The sequence below is a fragment of the Pedobacter terrae genome (genome assembly GCF_900100705.1).
Taxonomy (GTDB): Bacteria; Bacteroidota; Bacteroidia; order Sphingobacteriales; family Sphingobacteriaceae; genus Pedobacter; species Pedobacter terrae.
Genome location: NZ_FNCH01000002.1, coordinates 375961 through 391378 on the forward strand (window position 1 = coordinate 375961; position 15418 = coordinate 391378).

20 protein-coding genes and 1 tRNA gene are annotated in these 15418 nt (G+C 39.2%); 5 read left to right on the plus strand and 16 right to left on the minus strand.

Features of this window, described 5'->3' with window-relative positions:
- Positions 1-4 precede the first annotated feature (4 nt).
- The 6 genes from BLR60_RS04775 to BLR60_RS04800 form a co-directional block, all read right to left on the minus strand.
- Positions 5-1087, minus strand: coding sequence for an alkene reductase (locus tag BLR60_RS04775; RefSeq protein WP_090497334.1), 1083 nt, complete (start codon positions 1085-1087; stop codon positions 5-7).
- Positions 1088-1194: 107 nt separating this feature from the next.
- Complete coding sequence (locus BLR60_RS04780) at positions 1195-1935, minus strand: SDR family oxidoreductase (RefSeq protein ID WP_090497336.1); 741 nt, start codon at positions 1933-1935, stop codon at positions 1195-1197.
- A gap of 36 nt (positions 1936-1971) precedes the next feature.
- Positions 1972-2865 (minus strand): NmrA family NAD(P)-binding protein, encoded by an 894-nt coding sequence (locus BLR60_RS04785; RefSeq protein WP_090497338.1) that lies wholly within the window; start codon positions 2863-2865, stop codon positions 1972-1974.
- A 384-nt stretch (positions 2866-3249) separates the two neighbouring features.
- Positions 3250-3792 carry an SRPBCC family protein gene (locus BLR60_RS04790; protein ID WP_090497340.1) on the minus strand — a complete coding sequence of 181 codons (543 nt, stop codon included), beginning with the start codon at positions 3790-3792 and terminating at the stop codon, positions 3250-3252.
- Positions 3793-3904: 112 nt separating this feature from the next.
- Complete coding sequence (locus tag BLR60_RS04795; protein ID WP_090497342.1) at positions 3905-4657, minus strand: pirin family protein; 753 nt, start codon at positions 4655-4657, stop codon at positions 3905-3907.
- Between the two features lie 65 nt (positions 4658-4722).
- On the minus strand, positions 4723-5667 hold the full coding sequence (locus BLR60_RS04800; RefSeq protein ID WP_090497344.1) for an NADP-dependent oxidoreductase: 945 nt from the start codon (positions 5665-5667) through the stop codon (positions 4723-4725).
- 173 nt (positions 5668-5840) lie between these two features.
- Here BLR60_RS04800 and BLR60_RS04805 point away from each other — a divergent pair, with 173 nt between their 5' ends.
- Complete coding sequence (locus BLR60_RS04805; protein WP_090497346.1) at positions 5841-6398, plus strand: Crp/Fnr family transcriptional regulator; 558 nt, start codon at positions 5841-5843, stop codon at positions 6396-6398.
- Between the two features lie 78 nt (positions 6399-6476).
- A complete protein-coding gene (locus tag BLR60_RS04810; RefSeq protein ID WP_090497348.1) occupies positions 6477-7229 on the plus strand; it encodes an SDR family oxidoreductase in 753 nt (250 codons plus the stop codon).
- Positions 7230-7392: 163 nt separating this feature from the next.
- Here BLR60_RS04810 and BLR60_RS04815 read toward each other — a convergent pair whose 3' ends face one another.
- The 7 genes from BLR60_RS04815 to BLR60_RS04840 all read right to left on the minus strand — a co-directional run bounded on the left by BLR60_RS04815 (position 7393) and on the right by BLR60_RS04840 (position 12119).
- Entirely contained in the window at positions 7393-8130 is a 738-nt protein-coding gene (locus BLR60_RS04815; RefSeq protein ID WP_090497351.1) for a helix-turn-helix domain-containing protein, read from the minus strand.
- A gap of 127 nt (positions 8131-8257) precedes the next feature.
- Positions 8258-8668 (minus strand): DUF2000 domain-containing protein, encoded by a 411-nt coding sequence (locus BLR60_RS04820; protein WP_090497353.1) that lies wholly within the window; start codon positions 8666-8668, stop codon positions 8258-8260.
- A gap of 25 nt (positions 8669-8693) precedes the next feature.
- Positions 8694-9092: a GNAT family N-acetyltransferase gene (locus BLR60_RS25185; protein WP_244155593.1), complete on the minus strand. Its 399-nt coding sequence runs from the start codon at positions 9090-9092 to the stop codon at positions 8694-8696.
- Between the two features lie 29 nt (positions 9093-9121).
- Positions 9122-9670, minus strand: a complete 549-nt coding sequence (locus BLR60_RS25190) for a MarR family transcriptional regulator (protein ID WP_244155594.1) — start codon at positions 9668-9670, stop codon at positions 9122-9124.
- A gap of 431 nt (positions 9671-10101) precedes the next feature.
- Positions 10102-10386, minus strand: a complete 285-nt coding sequence (locus tag BLR60_RS04830; protein ID WP_090497356.1) for a GIY-YIG nuclease family protein — start codon at positions 10384-10386, stop codon at positions 10102-10104.
- Between the two features lie 526 nt (positions 10387-10912).
- On the minus strand, positions 10913-11422 hold the full coding sequence (locus BLR60_RS04835) for a hypothetical protein (protein WP_090497358.1): 510 nt from the start codon (positions 11420-11422) through the stop codon (positions 10913-10915).
- Entirely contained in the window at positions 11409-12119 is a 711-nt protein-coding gene (locus BLR60_RS04840; RefSeq protein ID WP_090497360.1) for a DUF3800 domain-containing protein, read from the minus strand. Before BLR60_RS04840 ends, BLR60_RS04835 begins: the two co-directional genes overlap by 14 nt.
- Positions 12120-12549: 430 nt before the next feature.
- Here BLR60_RS04840 and BLR60_RS24795 point away from each other — a divergent pair, with 430 nt between their 5' ends.
- Entirely contained in the window at positions 12550-12693 is a 144-nt protein-coding gene (locus BLR60_RS24795; RefSeq protein ID WP_167354687.1) for a hypothetical protein, read from the plus strand.
- A gap of 241 nt (positions 12694-12934) precedes the next feature.
- On the opposite strand, the gene BLR60_RS04850 is transcribed toward BLR60_RS24795, so the two are convergent.
- Positions 12935-13018 (minus strand) — tRNA-Leu (locus tag BLR60_RS04850).
- Between the two features lie 384 nt (positions 13019-13402).
- Here BLR60_RS04850 and BLR60_RS04855 point away from each other — a divergent pair.
- Positions 13403-14041, plus strand: a complete 639-nt coding sequence (locus BLR60_RS04855; RefSeq protein ID WP_090497364.1) for a DUF6266 family protein — start codon at positions 13403-13405, stop codon at positions 14039-14041.
- Between the two features lie 29 nt (positions 14042-14070).
- Here BLR60_RS04855 and BLR60_RS04860 read toward each other — a convergent pair whose 3' ends face one another.
- A complete protein-coding gene (locus tag BLR60_RS04860) occupies positions 14071-14835 on the minus strand; it encodes an MBL fold metallo-hydrolase (RefSeq protein WP_090497366.1) in 765 nt (254 codons plus the stop codon).
- A gap of 49 nt (positions 14836-14884) precedes the next feature.
- Positions 14885-15157: a hypothetical protein gene (locus tag BLR60_RS04865; protein WP_090497368.1), complete on the minus strand. Its 273-nt coding sequence runs from the start codon at positions 15155-15157 to the stop codon at positions 14885-14887.
- Between the two features lie 42 nt (positions 15158-15199).
- Here BLR60_RS04865 and BLR60_RS25070 point away from each other — a divergent pair.
- On the plus strand, positions 15200-15418 hold a 219-nt coding region (locus tag BLR60_RS25070; RefSeq protein WP_208600573.1), incomplete at its 3' end, for a hypothetical protein.

The following is a 15418-nucleotide window of genomic DNA, read 5'->3' on the forward strand; positions in this document are numbered from 1 at the left end:
TTGATTATTTTTCTAGAAATGGATAGTCAATATAACCCTGCGATCCACCGCCAAACATGGTTGCCCTATCCGGCTCGTTAAGCGCTGCGTCTTTTTCAAACCGTGCCGGAAGGTCGGGATTTGCCAGGAACAGGGTACCAAACGAAACAAGCCCGGCTATTCCTTTTTTAAGCTCGGCTTCAGCTGAAGCTTTATCATAGCCTGCATTGGCAATAACGGTTTGCTTGATCATGCTACCGAACAATTCTACTTCATCGTCAGATGGGTAATGGGCAGGCGAAGGGAAGTATGAGCTGCGTTTCATCAGTTCCACAAAGGCAAAGTCCAGTTTATTTAGTTCATCAACCAGATACGTATAGGTACCAGCAGGATCATCCAAAAGCATATTGCCATAGGGATGAAAAGGCGAAATTTTGATCCCTACCTTGTCACCGCCAACGGCGCTGATCAGTTCCCGCATTACTTCCAGTACGAAACGTGCTTTTTTAGGAATACTGCCACCATAATCATCTGTTCTCTGGTTTGCGCTTTCTGCTAAAAACTGGCTCGGCAGGTAACCGTTTGCGGCATGAAGTTCTACACCGTCAAAACCGGCTTCGATTGCGTTTTTCGCTGCCTGTCCATAATCTTTAATCGTTTGCTTTATTTCCTCAATAGTGATGGCCTGCGGCGTTTCATAATCCTTTAGCCCCTGTGAGGTAAAATGTTGCATCCCCTGGATAGCAAGCGCAGATGGTGCAAGGGGCAGTTTGCCGTTTCGGTCAATTGAATGACCTACACGGCCGGTATGCCAGAGTTGGGCAATAATTAGACCTCCATTGTCGTGTACCGCCTTGGTAACTTTTTTCCATGCCTCGATCTGCTCGGCGGTAAAGATACCAGGCGTAAGCGGGCTGCCGGTTGCTTCTTCGCTTATCCTGATGGCCTCGGTGAAAAGAAGTCCTGCACCTGTTCTTTGCGTATAGTACTGCACTGTCATATCACCTACCACACCGTTCATGTCCGCGCGGCTTCTGGTCATTGCGGCCATTACCATTGAGTTTTTTAATGCCAGGTTTCCAAGCTGTGTTTTTTCAAGTAATTTCATGATATTGATAATTTTATTTTTTACAATTATTTATGATACAAATGTGCTTCAATAGTAGAGGATGAACTTGTATCAAATCACTGTTTTGTTTTAATGAAATTAGATCATTACCAGGGAATCGAACCGCCATCGGGATTACTTTCTTCACTGAAATATTGGCCGTTAGGCCCATTTTGGTCAATTAACACATACTTTGCAATTCGCCTTCCGGCGTCCTCAACCTCCCCTCCGTGATTAAAGGTGAAATCAGTCTTTGTATAACCCGGACAAACCGCATTCACCTTGAATGGAGTATCCCTCAATTCGTATGCTAAGTGAATAGTGTACATATTCAGGGCAGCTTTAGAGGCTGCATACACCGCATATTTGGCATAGTTATACATCGGCCACTCGGGATTGCTTTGCAGTGATAGCGAACCTACACTGGTACTTACGTTTACAATCCTGGGCTCCGGTGATTTTCTGAGCAGATCAATAAACGCCTGTGTAACCCTGGCTACGCCAATCACATTTGTATTGAATGCGGCCAGGTATTCACCTGAACTTGCTGCAAGTGCGGTATATGGCGGCGACCCTGCATTAATTCCTGCATTGTTGATCAGAACGTCTAAAACATCTGTCTTCCTGCCAATTTCTTCACGGGCCGCTTTTACTGAATTTTCATCGGTTACATCAAGCTGCACGGCTTCCACATAGGTAAGCCCTTCTGATTTCAATTTTTCGGCGGCTTCATTTCCTTTCTTTAAATCCCGGCTTCCGATGTAAACGTGAAAGCCCTTTTGCAATAGTTGTCTTGCTGTTTCAAGGCCAATACCTTTATTGGCTCCTGTAATTAATACTGTTTTCATTTTTATATACTTTATGATAATTGGATATAGTTATTATTACTGATTGTAGGCTGGCAAGTAAACCTGGTTTACGAAGTCCTCTGCTGTTGTCTGAGTAGTCGTAGAGCCGTCCCTTTTCTGATAGTTCATGAAACCGGTCTTTATCGCAGTTCCCATACCGATCAGATTGTCGACAAAGTCTTCTGAAAAGCCGTTACCCAGGAATACCTGTTTTGCCTGTTCTACCGGAACCTCCACATACGGTAGGTCCGGATTGCCAATTGCCCTGCCGATAATTCCTGTAAACTCCCTATAGGTATAATCTCTGGGGCCCATCACTGCATGGATGCTTTTGCCGATAAAGTCAAGGTCTGCCAAATGACCGGCAGCTATGTTTGCAACGTCCTGCGTTGCTACCATAGGTATGGCATGGTCGCCGTCTGCAGGGGTACCGTTGACTCCCTTGTTTTTGACCAAGGCTATAGTCCTTAAAAAATTTTCCATGAAGTAGGCGGAACGGATGTGCAACACGTTTACATCCTTCAATTGGTTTAGCCTTACTTCCTGTTCACCTGTCCCGCCCATGATGCCGTTGCCTTCGTGCATGTGCGATCCAAGACTGCTCATATTGACGATGTATTTGATTCCGGATTTCTCGATAGCTTGGAGGTAATTAGACGTAACCTGCCTCTGGTATTCTCTGGTATTTTCTGCCTTTACATTGTCTGGCAGGATAAGGAATGCACTGTCGGCATTTTTAAAGGCACTGGTCAGCGTGTCTACATCGGTAACATCCCCTGCCATAATCTGGGCGCCCAGACTTCGGTATTTTTCCAGTTTTTCGGTGTGCCTTGCGATCAAGGTTACCTCGTGCCCTTTATTTAAAAGGATTGCTGCAATTTTACTGCCTATCGTTCCGGTGGCTCCAAGAATTGTTATTTTCTTTTTCATTTTATTATTTTTTAATGGTTATCGCTGATTAACAATGTAAAGGTGCCAGGATTTAAAGGCGGAAACTTGTATCATATCACTGTTTTAACTTACAGCACTGGCAAAAGATCGAGAAGGCTTGATGTATAGCAAAGCAAAGGTCCGTTGTGGCAAAAAAACGCGGTAGTTTTTGCTGCCGGCTTCTTAAAGATTAAAAGTAATCCAGCCCCTGGAGCTTTAGCGGCTGGCTAACCAAACTCAAGCGATTACGAATTCGGTTAAAGGAACTAATTACTTTAACAATCCAATATTCACCTAAGATTCAGTCTAGTGTTTATAATGTATGCACTGTAGAAAGTTACGGGCATGCTGGTAGCGTGGTAAGCAATTATTACGCTATAGTAACTATAATTTGTTGACCGGAAAGTGAGCTCCGATAAGGTTTCCAGTTTCGAGATCATTTCTTGAAATGTCCAATGCTTGTTGGAGCATTTTCTTTAAAAAGGGGATCAGCACAATACGGATAAAAAGCCTTGCGAAAGAATTAGTGGGGATTGTCCGGTAGGTCCATTCGATGTTGGTTTTTCCATTTCCTAAGTCTGTGAAAAGCCATTCGCCTTCGAGACGGGCTATAAGGGCACCAAGAACCGGTGAAGTAAATTTATCATTCTTGTAGGAAAATGATGTTGGCCCATTATGGGTTAGCATCGTCTCTTGTGAAGTAGAGCCGTCCGCGAAATAGACGGTTCTGGTTAAGCCCGCTTGGTTCCATCCTTCGTTAATGCTGGTGTTCACAATGCCAGGGATAAGGCCGGCACCAGGGAAAATATGCGGAAGATAGATAGGCGCGATGTAATTGAAGGCCTGGCCAATTGGTGCCTCCACGATAGTTGTTACAGTGGTTTGCGGATAGTTACTGTTTGCGGGTGTTGTTCTTTGTGTTTTCATTACTTTATGTTTTATGGTTTAATTCCGTTATTGTGTTTCGACAGCAAAAACATCAGCACATAAATTTTGGTAGCATTTGCCAAATGGCAATTAGCGATATTTTATCAGTCGATCAGAGGTGAAGATTGCCACTGTACATTCCACCGTCAAAATGGGCTGAGTTTGTCTGGGTGATAAACAGTACGATATCAGTTGTTTCTTCTGCGCGGAATGTTGGCCTATCTGTTTCAATGAGTACACTTTCTCCGTTAATGAGAACCATGGTTTTGTTGACTTTTATTTTTCCCTCAAATACGTAAAACAGGAAAGCACAATTTTCAGACGGCGCTTCAGGCAGGGTGATTTCCGCACCCTCTTCCAAACGCAAATCCATTAGCCATGTATTGCTTCTTATCTGTAGCGGGTAATCGTTACCTTTTCCGGCTATTTTTCGCCAGTTGTTGTCGCTGTGCGTTTCTTCAAACTGATGGAACTGTACCTGGGGAACAAGACCCGCGGTTTCCGGTCTGAAGAATATTTGTAGCCCTTCCAAAACACCGCCTTCGGGCATTACGCTTTCTTCGTGATAAAAGTTTGCCCCGGCATTCATCACCATCAGGTTCCGGTTTGAGATAGTACCTGTGTTTTTTTCAGAATCAAGATGATTGACCTTTCCACTTTTTAAATAAGTAACAATTTCGTCATTCCTGTGGGGATGCATCGGGATGAGCGTTCCCGGATTGATCCGGGCATGGTCAATCCTTCCTATGGTAGAAAAACCGCTGTCATTCAGTTCAGGGCGTATAAGCCCTGGATATAAAATCTGTACGCCAAAGCCACCATGCTGTTTTCCATATTTTATGGCGTTGTCTATTTTCGTTAACATGATTATAATTTTTAGTAAAATGATTGGATGAAGCAAAGAATGTCAAATACCACTTTGCAAAAAATTTAATTAATTTCAACGGCAACTTTTCCGATGTATCCTCCCTGCTCAGCATAGTCGTATGCTTCCTTATATTGGGCGAATGGAAATACTTTGTTGACTTCAATTTGCAACCCTTTGTTTACCGCATTTAGCAGAATATCCGTACATCTGGTAGATGGGCTTGAAAGTATGGCGATGTGCTTTTTGCCTGTAAATAGGTTACCCAAAATGGATAAAGGAATTTCAATTGGCTTCGGTGTAGGGTTTAGAAACCTAGCTTTGGGCTTCATGATTTGTTTGGCTGTTTTGTAGCCCATTGTGCCTGATAAGTCGATAACAATGTCGTAGGTGGCTTTCATAGAAAGCACATCTTCTTTTGTATAGTCTATTACAATATCTGCTCCCCATCCTTTTGCGTATGCTATTCCCTTTGTGCTGGTAACTGCTGTTACTTTAGCATCCCGTTGTTTTAATAATTGAAGTAAAAACATACCAAAACCTCCGGTAGCGCCATTTACCAAAATGCTGCTTTTCGAATTGATGTCACCCATTTTCTCTAATGCAGTAACGGCAGCAGTTCCAACTACGGGAATAGAAGCAGCCTGGGCAAAGGTGATGTCAGCAGGCTTTTTCCAGACTAATGAAGATGTCACGGCAACATATTCAGATGAAACGCCTTCTTTCATCATATTTTTTACTACGCCAAAAACTTCATCGCCTTTTTTTATGCCAGTTATAGAAGAGCCAATTTCTTCAACAATACCAGCGAAATCAGTCCCTGTGTTTTTTGGAAATTTTGAACCGGACATTAGTGTCATTTCTCCTTTCCTGATTTTCCAGTCCATTGGATTGATAGAAAATGCTTTCACTTTGACCAGTACCTGATCTGCTTTAATAGTAGGTTTTGGTTGTTCTACGGTTTGCAAAACAGCTGTGGTTCCGAATTCTTTGTATGCTACTGCTTTCATGATATTATTTTTTAATTGTTTAAATTGATATTACAAAGTTGCACACAAGCGCACCGGCAAAGTTGTATCATATCACTATTGTGCGATTAAGAGGTTGTTACAAATCATCGTCTAGTAAATACTTCTTACCAAATGGTAAATGAGTCAAAACAATTATTGAGTAATTTTGCGAAATGGAAGAGTTTATAGAATACATATTGCAGTACGGCAATTTGAATAAACAACAAATTGACCTGATTACATCCAAGGCAAAAGAGCTACAACTTAACAAAGACGACTATTTTGCAGAGGCTGGAAAAGTATTAAAACACGTGGGTTTTATAATTGATGGCATCCTCCGAATTTGTTATTACAACAATAAAGGCGAAGAAATTACCAAAATTTTCATAGAGGAAAAGCATTTACTTTACAACTTGAGCAATGTGCCTTCAACGGAATATATCCAGGCAGCAACAAATTGTAAACTGCTGGTATTTTCTAATCAAGATTGGAGGGAAATTTCTAATACAATAATTGACTGGGAAAATATCATTCAAAAAATCGCCCATAAATCACTGGTCCAAAAATTGGAAAGGGTAAGCCCACTGATCTCACAAGATGCGACTACCCGCTATCTGGAATTTATGGAAAAATATCCAACACTCGTCAATCGTATTCCGCTGATATACATTGCTTCTTACCTGGGCATTACACAACAATCTTTAAGCCGGATCAGAAAGAAAATTCGCTAAGTCGCTTTTTACCAAATGTTAAACGGGTTCATTTATTTTTATTGGAATTTTGTCATGTAAATTTTAAAAAAATAAAAAATGAACAAGACAATTTTTATCACAGGAGCTTCATCGGGTTTAGGTAAAGCGACTGCTAAATTATTTGCTTCAAAAGGCTGGGTGGTAATCGCAGCTATGCGTCAGCCAGAAAAGGAATCAGAACTTACACAATGGGCAAATATTCATCTTATACAACTGGACATCAACAATGCTGAGCAAATTATTGAAGTTGCTGCTGCTGCCGAAAAAATAAGCCCAATTGACGTATTATTCAATAATGCAGCTTACGGACTTATGGGTGCCTTTGAAGGTACGACTGACGCTCAACTTACACAGCAAATCAACACCAATTTTTTAGGAACAATACTTGTTTCAAAAGCATTTCTTCCTTACATGAGAGCAAGAAAAAGTGGAACAATCATTACAGTGACTTCTTCAACTGCAAACATTCCATATCCATTTGTTGCCGTTTATGCAGCAACAAAATCTGCATTAGAAACCTGGACAGAAGCAATGAGTTATGAATTAAAAAACTTTGGAATAGCTATCAGTACTATAGTTCCGGCATATATGCAGACCAGTTTTGGTAGCAACGCACAAATAGTTACCCACCCCGATTATCAGAATTTTTTCAGCCAATATATGGCGGCTATGCGGGCAGATGCAAGTACGAAACGTGACACACCAGAAACTATCGCCCATGTTGTTTACGAAGTGGCAACAGGCAATAAAAAACAGTTACATCACATAGCTGGAGAACTTTCCACAACTGAATATGAGTGGCTAAGATAAGACGGAATAGAAGTAGTTATTGATACAATGCAGAAGCGGTTTTTCGGGAACAAAGAGTAAATCTAAATCAAAGCAAAAATAATTATTAAGCTATGCACAGGTTGTAGTAATTTACAAACTGCGCATAGTATCAATACTATCCATATGATGTCAATAGTGTAAATTAATATATCTCTATCAAATCACTATTGTACTTTAACGCCTTTGGAGGCATTCCAAACATTTCGTACATATATTTATTAAATTGCGGGAGGTCGTAAAATCCTGTGTCGTAGGCAATATCGGTAAGGCTTCTGTCCTTGTCAGAAAGTGTAAGATAGATAGCTTGGCGCAACCTTGTCCATAATAGATATTTTGATAGGCTACTCCCAGTTTGCTCCTTAAAAAGGGATGCTAAACGAGACGGAGAAAGAAAAACGATATCGGCAAATGTTTGTGGTGTTATATCTGATTGGAAGTAATTAGCCTTAATGTATTCAACGATTTTTGTTACTCGTTCATCATATTCAATCGACGGTAATTTATGTAGTAAGGCACCGACTAAATTGTTAATGTCTAAACTGTCAGTGGGTGTTTGAAAGAAAGAATTCGTTTCCGGTGGTGTATCGAAAACGATATAATCTTGATTTTCTTTAAATCTGCTTGCCAGCTCCAAACCAACAGTTGAATAGGGTTCTATATTAAGAACATTCAAGGTTCCATTTTCAGCCACGCAAAAATGTGTGACATGAGGTTTTATTAAAAAACCATGAATTCTCTCGTGAAGTACCCCGCTGATGGTTGAATTAAATGGAGTGTCATTCGATAGTACGATTTGATAAGCCGAATGATGATGAATTTCTACCGTAAGGTTGCGGGCCTTGAGAGCAAGAATGAACGGGTTGTTAATCGGTTTTTTCATATAAAATAAATTTTGAAGATGTCAATTGTTGGAAATTTACAATTACTGCTCATTATTTCATTAGTCAGATATTACATCATTGTGCGGTATCAGCGGACTTACTGGAGAATATAGCGTAGCTAATAGTTTAAGAATGAAACTTAAGTTTGTCAATCGCTTTGTCAACTTTTCTATTCTCCCCATAGATAATAATTCCTGCCAAATCCAATTCGGAGTCCAAGTGTCTGGCGATCTCTGTTAAATTCCCTTCCTCATTTTTTGTCGCAAAAAGTCCTTTTGCATAAACACCAATATGCAATTCCCTTTCCGTTGCCCTGTTGAACGCCCTTTTTATTTGCTCGTCTGTCTCGGCCGCGTATATCAATACCGGATGTTTAAGAAAGGGTAAGTATGGCGTGCCAGATGCACTGATAAGGGGCGCACCATGTGTTTCAGGAAATGCTATTGCGACTGAACTAGCCAGGAAAGCTGTAACATTTAATTTTTGCCAATGAGCCAGATCATTTAATATGACCACAGCTATCTTATTTTCATACATCTTTAATGATTTATTTTATTGTTTTTTATTCTGTCATCTCTCTTTTGCTAATATCGCAGGCCATCTGTATGTTGCACCTTTCATAGGGGGTTGCATGGCCAACAGTTTTTTGAAATCCAAGTTTATGATAAAGATTAATAGCCGGTTTCAACAGCGTGTTGCTTTCCAGATATATCCTTTTGCCCCCGTTCTTACTTGCCCAATCGAGTGCTGCCTGGCCAAGTAGCCAGCCTATATTCTTACCTTGGGCAAAAGGTGAAACAGCCATTCTGGCAAGTTCAAAATCATATCGGTCATTATCCATTTTAATTAGTGCACAAACACCAACTGGCTTATCATGATATAGGGCTACCAAAATATGCCCGCCTTTTTTTAAGATATAACCTTCCGGATCTTTTAGCGACTTATAGTCCGCCTCTTCCATCTTAAAATATGTGGAGATCCATTCTTCATTCAGTGATTTGAATGCTTTGCGTATTGTGGTTTGTATGCTACAATTTGTACATTCTTACTTTCACGGTGTTTTTTTTCTTCTGTAACCCTACACAGTAGAGATTTTTGTTCAAGCAGAAATTCCCACTCTTCTATTGCCTTCCATAAGTTATGTGTCGCCTGCGAGTCGACCACTTCAATGGCACGCTCCAGATCAGTATATTGGTGTTTGATTTTTTCAGCATAGCTAATTCCTATTTCACAAAGGCTTATCATATTCCGTCTACCGTCAGCTGCATCTTTTTTATCTATAACAAGCCCCGATTTAGTCATTTCGCTTACAATTTTGCTCACCGAAGGATGAGAATGGCCAATTTCAGTAGCAATTCCTGTTATGGTCTTTTCTTTGCCATGGGACAGCGCAAAGAAAACCGGAAACCATTTTGGCTGCATTTCAATGTCGTATAATTTATAGATGCCAGCAGCGTCATTAGTAATCCTCTCCGTAAGCATTCTTAATCTGCTTCCTAAAGCTTTTATCCCTGCTGTGTTAAAAAATTCATTCTTCATCAATTACGTAATTAGTTACACAAATGTAATCATTATTTTAAAATAATTAACTTTCCACGAATTAGTTTAGAATAAGAAATTGGTAATAACTTGATCCATTATAGAGAATCCAGTTGGCTGAGTTATGACCTTAAGAACAATATGAATATTTATAAATAATTGATTACCATATTATTGAATATGGGTTTAAGCTAATGCAATATTCTCCACAATATATTCCGGTCAAAAGAGTTCAAACATAATCTGCTAATCCCCCTTAATTGCAAAAGCCTTTAGCAGGAATACTTTGAACAAGGCTTAGATAGCATTAAAGGCCGATTTGAACATAAACCGGACTTTTTTATGTTCAAAGTCCGGTTTATGCCCTTAGTAGGAATACTTAGAACTGTACCCAAGAGGAGATCCGATGGCTAGCAATGGGGCCGCCACCATTATCTGTACAGCATAATCAGCTTAGTTTGAATATCTTCGTATTTTTTTAGGTTTTCTATGTAAGTTCTACTTTTCATTTTTTTAATATGCAGTTCAATCTGTCTGGCTTGCTGGTATGCCAAATCATTGATATGAAGAAAAAGTTCCCAATCGGTAACTTTGCTGGTAAAACTATCTTTATAAATACCTTGTAAATGCCCATTTAGTCGTTTCGATAAATCAAAACAACTACCAATGTAAAAACGGTTCAATTTTTTGGAGAAAAGAATATAAACTGATGCCATATAACGAAAAAGAGTTTGGTTTTCACCAAACTCTTTGTACCGATCAGCAGGAATACTTTGAACATTTAAATCGCTTTTTATTGCTTATTGAGCCTATAATCGAGGATTTGGAGAGAAAAAAATTCATTTAATCAGGCACTAAAAATCAAGGTGATTTTCGTTTAGATCACCTTGAGAAGATTATATTAGAACAAAAAAGTTGGCAAATATGCCAGCAAATACTTTTGTGATTTTTTATTACCTTGTATTAGTGGATAATATGCATAAACACCTTTAATTTACTAAGAAAATCGCTAACTGAGAGCGGACTGAACAGTGTCCACACTGCATCTACATTGATAGTTCGTTTATGTGTCAATACCGAATCCCAGAACGATCGTAATCATTTATTATAAAGACAACTAAAAATATTTTATAAATATTTTATAAATATTTTATATCTTTGTTTTATCATTGCCCAAAGGACAAATGTATTGGCAACGCAAAGCCGTATTTGCGCTCAGCACCGAACGGGTGCTGTTTTTATTTAAAGACAATCTTCTCCTTCCTGAAAATTCTTGTATCGTTCATAGAATTTAGATTTCTGATCATTGTCAACGCAGAAAGTGGTTACAATCCTCAAATCTGGTTTTACATCTACAGTTACTACCATAAAATTCTTGTCGAATAACCAGTAATGGTGTTTGCATACACCCTCATCGTCCTTCCACCTATAGTAGAAGATGTCCTTACACGGATGAGACTGTAAAACAGGTCTGATCCAATGTATCCTATTGGCCCGTTGACATTCATAGATCCTGGCATCCAAAATATAAGTTTTCCTAGATATGATGTGCGCAAAAGTTTCCGAATATTCCGAATATTGCTTTACCCTAGATTTCTGATGGATGATCTTGATCCTCTTGCCATCGATTTCAAAGGGGTCGAAAACAAAGTGCTCTTTGAAAACCTCGTAAAGCTCATCAAGTTGTGGTTTATTGAAGGATGCATCTAAAATATCGTCTTCAAAATATGGCTTAAGTTTACTGACCGACATTCTTGTTCATGTTAGGTTGATGATCAAAAATGTTGAACTTGGATTCCCAAGGCTCTGTTCCCTCTTCCAAAAGATACCCAGACCTTTCTTCCAGATATTTGACAAATTCCATCTTGGCAGGATGGGAAGCTTTAAAATCACCAGCGACAACCCTCGATTTGTAGGTTATTGCGCCGACAAAGAGATCAGTGAGCTGGAAAAAAAAATTTTCCGTGTGCAAATGCTGAAATGAAACAAAGGGGGATTCGCCATTGTGCAAGTGCCTGAAAATTTCCTGTATCTTGTTCAGCCTTTCCTTACCGCGCGTATTGATGACATCCAAAAAGACCTTATAATCTGAACCGAGGTTGTTTGGCTTTAGAAGAAAGTACGTCATCTTATAATAAAAATTTTCGTGCGAACCGCCATTAAACTCTTCATGTGAGAGGCGATCCTTGTATTTGACCAAAATACAACGAAATTCCAGGGGAGAGTCAAAGAAAAGATCGACAAGTGCCTTATAAAAAGGTAACCTAGAATTGGAGAACTTGTTCCATTTCAACTCAAAGGTAGACTTGTGTTCGAGCTTCAGACTGCGGATGCATTCATATAGCTTCTGATATGATGCTTCGGGCACCTTAATATACCCAATACACATTACCGAGGAGTTGTCCTTTTCAAAATGGCAACTCTCGTCTAGGAACAGATTAAATGTCATCTGCAAATCTAATCTATTTTCAGTTCATTTTTCAAAAACAATAAGCAAATTCAGGACAAGACATTGTGTTATTAGCAACTATAAAAATTGCCTAATTGGTGTAAGTTTTGCATCAAATATAAACTTACAATGATTTACTAATAGCTTGCTACTTGACAAAGCAAATATTGAAAACGCATTGAAGATATTTAAGTCGGGCAGATTCAATTTCTACAAACTATATAGAAGAGCGAACATAATACAAAGACATCTTTTGGTAAGGAAGATATTCCAAGATTATTTAACATGGCACAATGGAGTATTTACTTCTAGCTACTTTAATGAGCTCCTACAATTTAATCTTAGGAAAGCGAGTGTAAAAACACTGCTAGTATTGTCATTAACGAACAATAGAATAACTGACCAAAATAGCAAAACAGAACATCTAGAAATGAGAAGAGCATTAAGAAGACCAACGCACGAAGAAACAAAAATCAAATGCCATAAAGATGAAAAATTCATCAAATCCCTAACTCAAATCATTGCCGAAATTGTAAAAAGTGGAGTCAAAACTGGAAAAAATGTTCTAAGCTAATCTGCTCATGGTACCAGAGTTCAATTGATTTTGATAAAAAACACGCCAAATCTTAATGAATTGGTAGTCAAAATGATGTGAAAAGCGGTAAAATATATCTCCAAAATCTACGATTTTGAAGTGTTTGAGAATCAAAAAATTGCAAAATCAAATTTTCAAAAAGTACAGCAAGAAGAGGTCTAAAAAGAAAGGTTTTAAAACATAAATAGCTAACAATCATATTGTTAGCTATTAAAAAGTGTACCCAAGAGGAGATTCGAACTCCCACACCCATACGGGCGCCAGCCCCTCAAGCTGGTGCGTCTACCAATTTCGCCACCTGGGTATTTACTATTCAATCATTCCCGAAAGCGTCTACCATCCCGATAGCTATCGGGACCGCCCACCTGGGTTTGAATTGTTGCAAATATATAAATTAACCATAGTGCGCTGCAACATTCAGTAAATATTTTTTGAACTGAAATTCCGGAAAGCAAATCTTAACATGGTAAACCTTTCCAGTATCCGACGTTGTAAACTTATTCCAGGTATAGAGATCGATATAACAGCCTAACTATTATGATGGATTTTCGACGCACTTAAGTCGGGGTTTCGTCGGACTTATGACAATTATATCCGAGTAAAAGCCAAGGTAAATTAAACGCGACCACATCTTATTTGTTTATTAATCAGCAATTTGCGATATTAGATAACATAAGCTAATGCAATCATGGGAAAAATAGAAAATGGAATTAATGGCGGATTTACCGGAACGGTAGGATCCGTAACGGGTTATTACCTGAACGGGAAATGGATCATCAGAAGCAAGCGCAGAAAGTCGATCAAAAACAAAACAGGCAGTGCAGATCAAAAGGCTTGCAGGTCGCGTTTTACGAGCATGCAGACTTTTTTAAGCCCGATTGTTGCTTTTATCAGGATTGGTTTTAACCTGGAGTCGAAAAAAAGAATGATGACTGCACATAATGCTGCAAAATCCTATAACATGCTGAATGCCCAAAATGCCGCCGGCGAAATTGACTATGCCGCTGTGCGTTTAAGCTTTGGAAATCTCACCGGTGCGGAGGGTGTTCAGCTCGAACACGATGATGCGGGTGTACATTTCAGCTGGAGGGATAATTCTAACGGCAATAATGCCAGGAAATATGACCAGGTGATGCTAATGGCCTATGATGTGGACAACAAAACGGCCATCTATGAAACAGGCGGTGCCAGGCGATTTAAAGAAAGGGATAGCCTGGAAATTCCGTCATTTTATAACGGAAAGACATTTCATACCTGGATGGCTTTTATTTCAGATGACAGAATGGAAATATCAATGAGTGCCTATTGTGGCAGTTTCGTTTTTTAATAGTAGCCGAATTAACCGCTGTATGATATTTAACATTCAAAAGATAGTCCATCGTAGGCCAGCCTGATGTTAGATGGCAAATCTTTTTCTACGTCTTTATGTAAGCCTAAATTATGGCTGATATGCGTTAAATAAGTGGTTTCGGCGCCTACCCTTTCTGCAAAGGCAATGGCTTCGCCTAAGGTAAAGTGCGAAATATGAGGTTCTTTCTGCAAAGCATTCAACACCAATATTTTTGATCCCTTTATTTTTTCAAAACTTTGTTCCGATATGGTTTTGGCATCGGTAATGTAAGTAAAATCGCCAATCCGGTAGCCTGTAATGGGCAATAAATGGTGCATCACCTCGAAAGGTGTAATGGTGCTATCTCCGATCTTAAAATCCTCGCCATTAGTTACCGTATGAAGATTAATCTGTGGTAAACCATGGTATTTGGTTTCAGCAAAAATGTAATAAAATTCCCTTTTTAATGAAGTTTGCACCCTTTCGGTAGCATAAACATCAATAACTTTATGCAGCAGGTAATTAAACGGCCTGATATCATCCAGACCAGCAATATGGTCTTTATGTTCGTGGGTAAATAATACTGCATCCAGGTCTTTTACCTTGGCGCGCAAAAGCTGGTAACGAAAATCAGGACCGCTATCTACCACGATGGTTTTATCGTCTGTTTCAACCAATATAGAAGTCCTTAAACGGTTATCCCGCGGATCGGCAGACTTGCAAACCTCACAAGTACAAGCAATTACCGGAACGCCTTGTGATGTACCTGTACCTAAAAAAGTAACTTTCATCTGCTTAAACTTTCCTTTCTAAATAAGTAATACTTGCTTTGTATCTTCATTAAAATAATTCGGTTTGTTGTAACGATTGATAAAACTGTCGTTGTTTCTCTTCTAACAGGTTTTCCCCGGCATTGGTTTGTTTTACCAGGTTAACCAGTGCAGCAATTTTTCCTTCCAGGTTGGAGAATTTATTAACCACAACGATCTTATTATGCTCAAGCAGGCACGAACCGGTTTTAAAGTTCCCTTTCTCGTAACGCACCTTATAACCCATCGCCAAAAGCAGGGCTTCTAATTTCTCTAAAGTATGGTTTGTTAGCGGCAATGACATTGGAAACAAACTTAGATAAATCTATGCAGCATTCATAAATACATGATGAAAATCTTATCAACCAATATGTTCATTTCTAAAATAAAAATATTTAGAAAAATTGGGTTGCTACTAACAATCGATCACGAAAGCACTACCATCTTATCATTGGTATACGCTAAATTGGCGTCATCTCCTTTGGTTTATCAAACTGATTTTTCTTCTTTCAAATATCTTACAAGAAGAAAGCTTAGTAAGCGTTTAAATAAAAGGCAGGGTGAA